This window comes from Nonomuraea sp. B1E8 (assembly GCF_039871515.1).
In the GTDB taxonomy this organism is placed as follows: Bacteria; Actinomycetota; Actinomycetes; order Streptosporangiales; family Streptosporangiaceae; genus Nonomuraea.
In genome coordinates this window covers 1,068,290-1,081,632 of record NZ_JBDPLS010000001.1, presented here as the reverse complement: position 1 = coordinate 1,081,632, position 13,343 = coordinate 1,068,290, and the positions used below count along the sequence as shown (strand labels likewise).

The window sequence follows — 13,343 nt, the reverse complement described above, 5'->3', positions numbered from 1 at the left end:
CCTCGCAGGAGCAGAGATCGCTCATGGTGTCACGACGTAACTTCTTGCTGGCCAACACCGCGGTCCTCGCCGCCGGCGGGCTCGGAGTCAGCCTCTCCACCCCCGCCGCCGCCACGACCGCAGCCACCCGGCCCCTCCTCCCCAACTTCGGTCGCCCCACCAGGCTCGACTACGCCGACGTGAGTGCCCTCCACGGGAATGACCAGCTGCTCCTGACCACCCTCCAAGGAGTGGTCAACCGCCGCAGCCCGCGCCTCTACTTCAACTACAACAAGGAGAACTTCGACGTCCCCTGGCTGGACAGCACGGGCGCCCGCGTCACCCGCCACGACAACGCCCTCGACCTGGTCGCCCGCTACGGCCGCGAGGCCCGCGGCGCCATCCTGCACGACCCCGACGTCCCCGACTCGGTGAACGTCGCCACCACCCTCGCCGGCCTGGAAGGCGCCGTGGCCGCCACGGCCGAGCAGGCCGCCGAGCACGGCTTCAAGACCATCACCGACCTGCGCGGGAAGTTCGACCCTGACGACATCCTGGGCACGTACCGGTGGCAGCTCGCCAACCTCTTCCCGCGCTGCACCCACGCCCTGCTCAGCGGCCTGCCGCCGACCAGGACGGTGAGCGTCGACAACGTCCAGTGGCGCGAGGTCGCCCGCGAGACCGAGCGCATCCGCGACACCTCCAACCGCGAGGTGCGCACCTTCGACTTAAGCCAGGAACTGTCCGGCGAGGACGGCGTCTACCTGCGCTTCCAGGACTCGTTCGGCGACGACGGCTGGGGCGCCTCGGTCGGCGCCGTCACGGTCAAGGCCGACGGCAAGGAGATCGCCTCCTTCACCCCCGGCACGGACGCCGAGACGCCGTACCTCTTCGACGGCCTCAACTCCGCCATCGGCGGCGACAGCAACCGCTTCTCCGACGGCGGCGGCTATTTCGTCTACCGCTTCACCGCGCCCGAAGGCACCCAGCAGCTCACCGTCGACGTGGACCTGTGGAACCAGTTCCTGGTGACCGCCACCACCACCGCGCCGACCAGGGTCGAGCCCTTCCCCTACTTCCGCGACTACACGGTCGCCATGCGCGCCATGGTCTTCTGGCTGCCCCCCAGCGGCCAGACCGGCGAGCTGCTCGACGAGATCCTCGGCAAGGTCGAGCCGACCACGCCGTACGCCGGATGGTTCTCCAACGACGTAGCGGGCGAGTGGGGCGGCGTCGACCGGGCCTCACAGCACGCCGTCGAGGTCATCCCCGCCGACTACTACATGAACGCCACCGTCCACGCCGGCGTGCGCGCCAAGGTCTCCGACCGGGTGCCGCCGAGGCCGAAGGCCACCCTCCGCAACCGCGTCTACGTCACCCTCACCGTCGGCGAGGGCGACAACATCCAGTACTGCCAGCGCCGGATGCGGCAGATCTGGGACGACGACAAGCGCGGCGAAGTGCCCACGAACTGGACCGTCAGCCCCCTGCTGGCCGAGATCGGCCCCGCGATCCTCGCCTACTTCCAGCGCACGGCCACGCCCAACGACCTGCTCATCGCCGGGCCGTCGGGCGCCGGCTACACCTACCCCGGGTCGTGGCCGAAGGAGGCGCTGGACGCGTACACGGAGCTGTCAGGACGTTTCATGCGCAGGACTGGCATGGACCTCGTCTACGCCTACAACCACCGCAACGAGGAGGACGACGGCTGGGTGGCCTTCGACGAGCGCATCGTGCGGTCGTACAAGAAGAACACCGACCTGCGCGGCATCATCCAGTCGTGGGAGACCGGCGACCTGCAGATCAACCCCGCGGGCCTGCCCGTGATCGGCAACTTCATGCCGCAGGGCAGGGCCCAGGAATACCACGACACGCTGGTGAAGCACATCGAGGGGTGGGACGGGAGCCAGCCGCTGTTCATCGCCGGCGCCGTCAATGCCTGGAACTGGTCACCGAGCGACATCGCCGAGCTCGGCACGCTGCTCGACGACCCCTTCGAGATCGTCCGCGGCGACGTCTTCTTCAAGCTGCTGGGCGACCACCTCGGACGGTGATCACAGGCGGAGCTCGGGTGGGAAGCCGGTCCACCTGAGCTCCGCCGGCAGGTGGGCCATGTCGTTGAAGAAGAGCACAGACGACGGGCGGCCGGGCGCGTAACGGATGACGGTCAGGGCGGCGTTGCAGTGGTTGACGCCCAGCCAGCGCCAGTCCGGGGCGTCCATGGCGGCGCGTACGAGCCAGCCGATCAGGAAGTTGTGCGTGACCACCAGCTCGTGCCGGAGTTGCGCCACCGGTCCCGTGAACAGCTCCATGGCCTCGCGGGCGAGCGCCGGGCCGTCGCGGCGCTCGTCCTCGGGGAACTGGCCGACGAACCCCAGAAGGCGGTCGGCGTACTCCTCCGGCAGTTCCTCCCTGACCGGGACGTACGGGAGATAGTCGCCGGCGGCCCGCGACTCGCGCAGCGGGACGCCGGGGAGCCGCTCGCCGACCAGGCGGGCGGTCTCGGCCGCCCGGGGGCGCGGGCCGTGGTGCACGGCGGCGAGCGGCACGTCGGCGAGCCGCTCGCCGAGCAGCGCGGCCTGGCGGCGGCCGGCGTCCGTCAGCTCGCCGTCGGGCGTGGCGTCGCCGTGCCGGGTGAGATAGAGGTAACGGGTCATGGCCGTGCTTTCGTTCGCATCGCGTCAGAGTCCCACACCGGACCGGGTGCCCCATGCATCTCTGAATCAGTTGTGCTACGGCGAGGTCGTCTTTCGTGCCTGGCCGGGTGGGGTGTGCACGTCCTGGGCGGGGTGTTCATCCGTGGCTGAGTGCGCTGGTTTCTTCTCTTGTCCTGGTGGTTGTCTGGTTTGGCCTGGCGGGGTGTGTTCGCGGCTGGTTTCGGGAGGCACGCTCGGCGGCGTTGGCTGCGTGTCAGGTGGCCTGGGGCGGATGACGGTTTTGGTTGGTGTGGGGGTGTCCGGTAGCGCGGCGGCGGTTGTCGTCTGACGCTGAGGGGGTGTGATTCGGGCTGGGGCGGTGGGTGGTGTGGCGCGGTGTCGGCGTGTGGCGGGGGGCGACGGCGGAGTGCGTGTCGGGGCGGTGGGGGGCGGGGCGGTGATGGACGGGGCGGCGGTGGGCGTGGTGGCAGGGCGGGGGTGTGCGGTTGGGCTGGCTGGTGCGGCGGTGGGGTGGGCGGCGAGGGCGGCTGGGGGTGTGATGGTGGTGTCGTTTTGCGGGGTGGGCAGTTCGTCGAGGGTGGGGTGGTTGGCGGGGATGCCGATCAGGAGGGCGGCGAGGACGAGGTGGAGGAGGCCGGTCAGGGCGGCGGCGATGCGGATCGCCGGTCCGCGGCTGTGTCGCTGTTCGGTGGTGGTTTCGTGGGGGTGGGTCGTCACCGTGGGGGCGTTCTGGTCGCGGTCATGTCGTGTGGTCCCGGGGGTGCGGGGGCGGGCAACGGCAAACCTTATTGATCAAGACATGGATGGTGACGGTGGTCAAGACCGTCTGGCGAGGATTCGCTGTTGTGGCACTGTTGGGTGAGCCTTTCTGCAGGTCAGGGGCGCGATGGCGTGATGGTGGGAGAGTTTACGGACTGTGTCGATTGCTGTGAGTTTGCTGGGAATTGACTCACGGCTACGCCGGGTGGTGGTCTCGCCAACGTGCCCTCACTTTCCGTAACTGTCGAGGGAAATCGACCGAGGTTCGTTCTTGAGGCGAGTCCCCGCAGCTTGAGTGCCGTCTCGCGGCTTATTCAACAGTGTGTTCGACTTCTGATGTAGGTCACTTTCTGTGCATATTGACCGAATGTGCCGTTTTGTGGCGTGATGCGGATGTTTTGCTCCCAGGATCTTTAGATCCGCCTTATGTGCGGCCTGTGTGGTCGCGTGAGTCGTGGAGTGTGCCCGTGCCGCAATTACCCCTTCCTCGACCGAAACCGGCCGAACGGCCCCGATCCCGGCGTCACACACGGTTACGCCGATCTGTCGTCCTTGTCACCACGCTCGCCCTGGTGGCCTCACTCGCATCAGCGCCGCCCGCCACGGCGCAGACGGCCACCTCGATTCCGGGTGAGCCGAACCTGATCTCCCGGGCAGCCGGCTGGGTGGCCGCGCAGGTGGCCGGCTGGTTCGCCGAGGAGCCGAAGGGCGAGGTTCGCCCGTCGGAGGAGAAGGTCGTTCTGCCCGGGCGCGATGCCCCGGTCGCCGAGCGGAAGCCGCCGGCGCCACCCGGCAAACGGGTCAAGGAGCTGAAGGGCAAGCGGTCCCGGTTCGCCAGCGTGTACGAGCTGGAGGACGGCCGGGTGCAGGCCGAGATCTCAGCCCAGCCGGCCCACTACCTGGACGCCAAGGGAGACTGGCGCCCGATCGACACCCGGATCAAGGAGATGTCGCAGGACGGGTTCGTCCACGGTAACGACAGCAACGGCTTCTCCACCCGCTTCGGCGACGACTCCGGCAAGCTGATGCAGGTTTCGCTGGGCGAACGGCGGCTCACCCTCGGACTGCCCGGCCAGGAACGACAGCTCACCCCCACGGTGGAGGGCTCGACGGTCACCTACCCGGGCGCACTGGGTGAGGGCGTCGACCTGGTCTACGAGCTGAGCGCGAGCGGGGTGAAGGAGAGCATCGTGCTGGCCCGCGCTCCACAGGGCCCGGCGTCCTACACCTTCACGGTCACCGTCTCCGGCGGGCTGCGGGCCACGACGAACGCGGACGGGTCGATCACCTTCGCACCGCCGTCGGGCAGGCCGGCGGTGTTCACGATCCCCAAACCGTTCATGACCGACGCCGCCGCGGATCCGGCCGCGCCACATGGCAAGCGGTACTCGCCGGCGGTCACACAGACCGCGAGCCAGCAGGGCGATCAGGTGACGATCACGGTGAGCGCGGACGCGGGCTGGCTGGCGGCGCCGGAGCGGGCCTGGCCGGTGGTCATCGACCCGACCGTGGTGGTCGCGTCCAACGCCGAGACCTCCAACGACGCGATGATCGTCTCCTCCTCGCCCAGGGTGAACTACGACTGGGACGGACGCCTGGGCGCGGGCGTGTCCGGCGGCGCCGTCTACCGCGGCGTGATCAAGTTCCCCGAGGTGGCCTCGCTGGTGCCGACAGGGGCGCAACTGGACGTTGCCGAGCTGGGTCTGTACTACGACCAGACGCTGGCAGGCACAGCCGCCTCAGTACCGCTGGAGGCGCGGGCGATCACCCAGGCGTGGGAGCCGTCCACGGTGACCTGGAACTCGATCAACGCCGCGCTGGGCGCGGTGGCGGGCACCGCCACCTATGAGCCGGCGCAGGCCAACGTGTGGCACACCTACACGATCACGGGCCTGGCCCAGGGCTGGATCAGCGGGTCGGCGCCGAACCACGGGGTGATGGTCAAGGCAGTCAACGAGTCGGTCGCCGCCGGCGGCCCGGTCTATACGGCCGGGGACTGGGGGGCGGGGTTCCCGGAGAGCCCGATGCCGAAGCTGACGCTCACCTACGACATGCCGTCGGTGCAGCTGGCCCGGCCGCTGGTGGTGCATTCCACCGGCGCCGAGCTGTCCTGGAGCGCTTATGACGGGCCGGGCGAGGTGGTCGAGTATCAGGTGCACCGCAGCCAGGAAGACGCCTTCACACCCTCACCGGCGACGCTGGTGGCGCCGCTGGACGGGCAGACGACCAGCTACGTCGACACCTCGGCGCCGATCGACGAGTGGGTGAACTACCGCGTGGTGGCCGTCCGCGACGACGGGAAAACCTCGCTGTCGGGGCCGGTCGGGGTCGCCTTGCCCGACGGCGGGGTGTCGTACGCGACCATCCCGCCCAGTGCGGACACCACGCTGTCGTCCTGCCAGCCCGGCACGGGTCACGACACGCTGGGCGAACGGGCGAATCTGTCCGCCGGATGGGGTGGAGCCGCCTACGGCAACACCCGCAGCCTGCTCAAATTCGACACCTCGATCATCCCGTCGACGGTCACCAGCGGGCGGGCCAGTCTGCGGCTGTATCAGGTGGCCCACCGCGGTGGCGAAGCCACCTTTGAGCTGTACCCGCTGACCCGCGACTTCGACGAAGCGGACGCCTCGTGGACCAACGCCGCTCCCGGCGTGCCATGGGCCACGGCGGGCGGCGACTTCGATGCCGCCTCGGTCGGGGAGGGCATCATCGCCTACCCCTACGACGACCACGACTCCTCCAGCTGGCACACGCTGGACGGGTTCAGCGACTTGGTCAAGCAATGGGTGGCCGATCCATCCAGCAATCACGGGCTGCTGATGAAGTCCGAAAGCGAGGACAGCACGGCGTGTGCGACCAGCGGCGCGGGTATCTCGCTGACCTCCAGCGAGGTGGCCGAGCCGGAGGTACGGCCGTGGCTGGTTGTCTACTACTACGACCCTGCGGCGTCCTATCAGGCGCAGGCCACCCCCGCCGACATGAGCGCCGGCGAGCAGCGCACCATCGAGGTGACGATCACCAACACCACCGACGAGATCTGGCCGGCCGCCTCCACCCGGCTCGGCTACTTCTGGAAGCTGCCCGACGGCAGCGACGTCACCGGCGACACCCAACTGCTCACCCCGCTGCCCACCGACCTGGAACCCCAGAACACGGTCACCGTCACCGCCCAGGTCAAAGCGCCGGTGCTGAACAGTGCGAACCTCGCCGACGCGGTCTCGCTGGTGTGGGACGTACAAGACACCACCACCAACGAATGGAAATCGGCCAGCCACCACATCCCGCAACTGCCGCAACAGATCCGCCTCACCACGCCGACCTCCAACCTGCTGGGGCTGGAGAAGTTCTACGCCTACACCGGCAAGAACACCGGCGCCGGCGGCACCGCGCTGACCAACCCCTACGCGGGCAACGTCGTGTGGGGCTACAACGCCTTCTCCAACCCCTCCCGCGGCGTGCAGACCTTCGCCCGCATGACCTACAACAGCCTCGACACGAGCACCGCCTCGCTCGGCTACGGCTGGTCCCTGCAGACCTCCACGCTGAACAAGCTCGGCTCGCAACTGGCCTTCCACCCACCCGGCCAGCCCTGGCCCGAGCAGGTGCGGCTGACCGACGGCGACGGCACCACCCACGTGTGGCAGCGCGACCCGCCCACCTGCACGGAGAACTGCGCCTACAAGAACCCGCGCGGCGTGCACCTGTACCTGCAAAAGACCGGCTCAACAGACCCGCTGCGCCAGTGGGTGTTCACCAAACCCGACCGCACCCAGTTCTTCTTCGACGACGAGGGCTTCCAGTCCGCGATCGTCGACAAGAACGGCAACACCATGTCGTTCACCTACGAACGCCGCAAATCCAGCAACAAGCCCACCAAGTTCCTGCGCTACATCACCGACGCCGCCGGCCGCCGCACCCTCACCCTGGACTACTACGCCAAGGGCCAGGACTACACCTACATCGACGACACCACCTGGCAGCCCGTCGAGGCCACCAAGCTGACCAACCCGCACATCATCGACAACGTCGAGTCCATCACCGACATCGCCGGCCGCAAGGTCACCTTCGCCTACACCGACAAGGGCCTGATGGCCCGCATGATCGACGGCGCCGGCGACGAGCAGGCCAAGACCTTCGGCTTCCAGTACGACGCCACCCAGGGCAACAAGAACGTCAAACTCGTCAAGATCATCGACCCGCGCTCCCACGCCGAAACCCCGCAAGGCGCGGAGAAGTACGCCACCACCCTGGACTACTACGACGCCACCGAAGACCCCGAAGACCTGTGGAAGGTCCAGACCCTCACCGACCGGCTCAACGGCACAACCGGCTTCGACTACGTCGACCCCGACGGCCCGACGGAAGCGACGATCCACGCCACCGTCACCGACCCGCGGCAGAACCAGACCCGGTACGTGCTGGACGCCTACGGCCGCCCCACTCTGATCACGAACGCCAACGGCGAGGTCACCGATCCGGTGTGGGACGCCGACCACAACGTCACCACGCTGATCGAGAAGGGCCGCCCCGACACCACCACGCCTGACGCCGTCACGACGTGGACCTACGACCCGCTGACCGGCTACCCCCTGGAAATCCGCGACGCCGAGGCCAACCAGAACAACACCCCGCCGACCACGCTGGACTACACCAGCGGACTGGGCGGCCACATCGCCGACCTGGACACCAAGACCTCACCCCAGGGCCACACCTGGGACTTCGACTACGACGCCAACGGCAACCTGATCAAGGTCACTGACCCGCTCGGCGTCAAAACCACCGACGTTCCCGACGATTACGACACCACCTACACCTACGACGGCTTCGGCCAACTAACCCGGGCGGTCGACGCCAACGACAACCCCACCGCCTTCACCGACTACCACCCCACCGGCTACCCAAAGAAGATCACCGACGCCTACGGCCTGGAAACCGCGGCCGAGGACGACCACACCACCGTCACCGCCTACGACGCGCGCGGCAACGTGCTGTCGGTCACCGACGCCCTCGGCACAACCACCACCCAGACCTACGACATCTTCAAACGCCCGCTCGAATCCAAGGTCCCCAAAGACCAGGACGCTTCCCCGCCGGTGTTCATCACGACTCCGGCGCCGATCTACGACCGCAACGACAACGTCACCAAGACCACCGCCCCCAACGGCGCCGTGGCCACCGCGGTCTACGACAAGGCCGACCAGCTGACCGCCTCGGTGCTGCCCAAGGACAGCACCGACGGACCTGAGCGCAAGGCCACCTTCACCTGGGACGCGGCCGGCAACCTGGAAACCCAGACCGAACCCAACGGCAACCTGACCGGCGCGAACGCGGCCGAGTTCACCACCACCTACAGCTACGACCCGATCTACCAGCTGCGGCACGTCACCACCACCGACGTCGCCAACAACAACCACCAGAACAAGATCAGCTACGAGTACGACGACGTCGGCAACGTCCTGAAGGTCATCGACCCGCGCAAGAACGCCACCCCCGACGCCGGCGACCACACCGCGTTCTACACCTACGACCTCAACCACCGCGTCACCACTGTCAAGGATGCCGCCGGGTTCGAGACCTCCGTCGACTACGACCTGGACGGCCAGGTCGTGGGTCAGACTGACCAGGACAAGAACAAGACGATCATCGTCTACAACGAGCGCGGCGACGTCACCGAGACCAAGGTGCCGCATTCGGGCACCGGCGACACCCTCAAGTACGTCACCACCCAGTTCACCTACGACCAGGCCGGCAACCGCACCAAGACCGTCACCCCGCGCGGCGTCGAAACCCCCGACGACCCCGACGACTTCATCGCCGAAACCACCTACGACAAGCTCAACCGCCCGTTCGAGGAGATCTACCCCTACGACCCCGACGACCCGGTCTACAACACCCCCGACAAGGTCATCTACGCCTACGACGCGGTCTCCCGCCTGAAGGAGATCTCCCACCCGCCCTCCCACGGACAAACTGTCCGCAACGACTCCACGATGACCTACTGGGACAACGGCTGGTCCAAGACCACCACCGACCCATGGGACATCAAGACCACCTACGACTACAACGAGCTGGGCCTGCAGACCAACCGCACCGTTACCAGCGCGGGCGGCTCCAGCCAGCGGGCGCTGGACTGGTCGTACTACCCCGACGGCAAACTCAAGACCCACTCCGACGACGGCGTCCCCCTCGGCCTGGACGTCGTCATGAACGACAACTCCGACACCGGCCAGGTCACCACCACCGGCACCTGGACCCCCGGCACGGGCGCCAGCCCGTCATCGAACATCGTCGGCCCTCAGGTTCAGGCGGCGACCGGGTTCGTCGGCTACGACTACGCCACCGCCCCCGCCGGCACCGGGACGAGCAGTTTCACCTGGAACCTGACCACCCCCTCAGACGGCACCTACACCGCCTGGGTCCGCTACCCGACCGGCGCCACCGCCACCAACGCCCCCTACAAGGTCAAACACCAAGACGGCGAGGCAACCGTCACCCTCGACCAGACCCAGAACCCGGGCACCTGGGTCGACCTCGGCACCTACACCTTCACCGCCGGCACCACCCACAGCGTCACCCTGACCGACGACGCCAACGGCACCGTCGCCGCCGATGCGGTCAAGCTGGTCCGCGACAACACCGGCGACACCGACACCGAGACCAAAAACTTCACCTACACCTACGACCCCAACGCCAACCTCACCACGATCCAAGACGCCTCCCCGACCGCCAAGATCGACACCTGGGACATCACCTACACCAACCTCAACCAGATCGGCCAGATCAAGGAGTACCTCGACGGCGCGCTGAAGAACACCACCGGCTACCGCTACAACGAAAACAGCGCCGTCGACGAGCGCACCCACGACAAGACGCTCGCGACCTACCGCTACGACGTCCGCGACCTGGTCGACCAGGTGGTCAACAAGAAGTCGGCGACCGACCCCTCACCCAAGACCACCGGTTACAGCTACACCTCGCGCGGTGAGCGCTTCACCGAGACCAAGGCCAACGGGAACGTCGTCACCTACGACTACTTCCTGTCCGGCGTCCTACGGCATTCGATCGAGAAGAAGCCCAACGCCACGGTGGTGGCCGAGCACACCATCGGCTACCAGGGCAACCTGCACCGCGCCAGCGACCACACCAAGATCCAGAACGCCGACAACCCCAGCGCCTACCTCGACCACGACTACGCCTACACCTACGACCCCCGCGACCGCATCTCCAAAACCGTCAAAACTCCCACCGGCGGCGGCACCGCGGAGACCGAGACCTACTCCCACGACCCCAACAGCAACGTCTGGCAGGAGGAGGTCCTCGGCAAGAAGACCACCTTCACCTACGACCGCAACCGCCTGATGACCTCCGTCACCGGCGGCCAAACCGCGACCTACACCTACGACCCCTACGGCCGGCTGCGCACCATCCAAGGCGGCGGCAAGACCTGGGAGAAGTACACCTACGACGGCTTCGACCACGTCACCCGACACGAAAAACTCGGCACCGACGGCACCACCAACACCGTCACCACCTACACCTACGACCCGCTCGACCGCACCACCACCAAGACCGAAAAGGAAGGCACCGCCTCAGCCAAAACCACCACCTACTCCTACCTCGGCCTGTCCGCGGACGTCCTGGACGAAGAGGTGGCCGGCAAACTCACCAAGTCCTTCCAATACTCGCCGTGGGGCGAACGCCTGTCCCAGGTCAAGGTCAACGCCGACGACAGCGAGGAATCCTCCTACTACGGCTACAACCCGCATACCGACGTCGAGCAGATCACCTCGGAGTCGGGTGACACAAGGGCTACGTACGGCTACACCGCCTACGGGAAGAACGACGACAAGCTCTTCACCGGCGTCGACAAACCGGACCCGGTCGACCCGACCGCCAAGGAGGAGTACAACCCCTACCGCTTCAACGCCAAGCGCTGGGACAACTCCACCGGCATGTACGACATGGGGTTCCGCGACTACAACCCCGGCCTCAACCGCTTCCTCAACCTCGACGCCTACAACGGTGCCCTCGACGACCTCTCCCTCGGTCTCGACCCCTGGACCAGCAACCGCTACGCCTTCACCGGCGGCAACCCGATTTCCGGAATCGAACTTGACGGGCACATTCCGGATGACTACGCGAACGGCAAGAACGGCGGATATCGCGGCTGGCAGGAAGACCTAGCCGACATAAGAGCGGGACGCAAACTGCGTGACCCTGCCCAGCAGTCGGCAGACGGTCCCGCGACCGTAAATATCGGGCCGACGAAGATCACTGCTCCCTCAGGTAAAGATCTCAACCAGGCGATACTCAAGGCGTTCAACGATATTCCGGGTGCGCTGGACGCTTATCGGGACTGCGACCTGGAAAACTACGACCCCTATTTCACCTGCACAGCTCATACTGGACTGACGCAGGACGTCATCCAAATGGAGATGGGGCGCCGTATATGCGCCGACCATGAGGACTGGTGTACGAATGGCCTGAACACACTCGAACTGATGGCACTCGGCGCAGCCATGGAAGGCGGAGCTAATGTCGCCGCCGTGGCCGGAGCCCGCGCTGGGATGAAGAACCTCAGGCCAGGTAACAGCAGAGCGGCCCAACAAGGGAACGCCATCCACTACGATCCCGCGGTCGCTGCCGGCTTTAAGTCCATCGGATACAAGCCGGGCGCACCAAGGGGAGCGGCCGGGCCGGACTGGTATACCACAACCGGTGCCCCGGTGGAGCTCAAGCCACACACGAAGAGCGGCATAAAGAAAGGTACCCGGCAACTGCGCGGTTATATGAAGGCCGGCGGACACACGACTGGTGAACTGTGGACCTACGAAACCACAGCCGCCGGACTCGTGATTCTACGCCGTATGGCCGTTCCCTCGAGCGGAAGACGTTGGACCTGGCTTAGCCCCAGACCGTAAGAAACGGTGCGACTGCCACCGTCAAAGCGGCGGTGGCAGTCGCACCATCATCCGACCCCTATGTGATAGTGTGGCCATAGCGATAAAGGTGAAGCCAATGATCCAATTGGAGTGGATGTCAGAGTGTCATCACGCTGGCTGCCCATAGCCAAAATTCTTGCCGCCGTTCGTGACAACGTTCCTAACTTGTCGGTGGCCAAGCCCGACAAGACCAGTCTGACGCGACGCACAAATGACGTAGAACATGTTCTGTCAGTTTTTCCAGCAAAGCATGACAATGCACGGCTCCAATGGAGTGTAGCCGCTCATCTCGTTAGCTTCCCGCAAAATTTCGCCATAGCCATCCTCCCCCCCGAATTGGACGCTGTCCAGGATGCCAGAATGAGCCTGAGCATGGCGGCGGACGTTGAGACCTGGGAATCAGGATATAGACGGCCTGCTAAAGGTGAGGGCATTTCTTTGACTTTCATCGCAGACATTCGACACTGGGGAGATTCCCTCGTTTCTTTTGTCTCGAGCCAGCAAGACTTTGGCATGCTGCTATTGGCTGATTCAGACGTCCACAGAAACGGCGTAAGGGCAGAGTTCCGATCTTCGAACTCGCCAGCGAGGCTGGTGCAGTCCGTCATTGTGGCCAGACAGATTAGAGACTTCGACCTGGAGCACACGGCGCTGCAAAAACTTCAACGGATGGCTAACCACAAGATCGATGGCTTCCTTCCCACGTACGGAAAGGCAGTGCAGTATTGGGCGAAAGAATATCGCAGCAAAGTCCAAGTGGACATTGGTGATCTGGTCAAGGGCGATTTTGCAAACTTGCCTTGATGCGGCTAAACAGGTTGATTTCGTAGGGTCGGTCATGTCTTTGCCGGGGTGCCGAGGGCGAGCCCGGTCTGGGTGACTATTCACGTCGCGTCCTCGCTTGGGTTCCGCAGATGTGTCTGAGGAAAAGCACACGAATCTAGGTGTTGAGCTGCGGTAACGCATGCTGGAGCGCGTGCGCGGCGTGTTACTAGGGCGGGGT

At 66.0% G+C, this 13,343-nt stretch carries 4 protein-coding genes; 3 read left to right on the top strand and 1 reads right to left on the bottom strand.

Annotated features, from left to right (window positions below; genetic code table 11):
• Positions 1 to 23: 23 nt before the first annotated feature.
• Positions 24 to 2,033 (top strand): GxGYxYP domain-containing protein, encoded by a 2,010-nt coding sequence (locus ABGA98_RS05100; protein WP_347616972.1) that lies wholly within the window; start codon positions 24 to 26, stop codon positions 2,031 to 2,033.
• On the opposite strand, the gene ABGA98_RS05095 is transcribed toward ABGA98_RS05100, so the two are convergent.
• The gene (locus ABGA98_RS05095) at positions 2,034 to 2,636 is read right to left on the bottom strand and encodes a histidine phosphatase family protein (protein WP_347616971.1); all 603 of its coding nucleotides are present in this window, start codon (positions 2,634 to 2,636) and stop codon (positions 2,034 to 2,036) included.
• Between the two features lie 1,331 nt (positions 2,637 to 3,967).
• On the opposite strand from ABGA98_RS05095, the gene ABGA98_RS05090 reads away from it, so the two are divergent.
• Together ABGA98_RS05090 and ABGA98_RS05085 are read left to right on the top strand one after the other, a co-directional pair.
• Positions 3,968 to 12,319, top strand: a complete 8,352-nt coding sequence (locus tag ABGA98_RS05090; RefSeq protein WP_347616970.1) for a DNRLRE domain-containing protein — start codon at positions 3,968 to 3,970, stop codon at positions 12,317 to 12,319.
• Positions 12,320 to 12,442: 123 nt separating this feature from the next.
• Positions 12,443 to 13,144, top strand: a complete 702-nt coding sequence (locus ABGA98_RS05085) for a hypothetical protein (protein ID WP_347616969.1) — start codon at positions 12,443 to 12,445, stop codon at positions 13,142 to 13,144.
• The last annotated feature ends 199 nt before the right edge of the window (positions 13,145 to 13,343 follow it).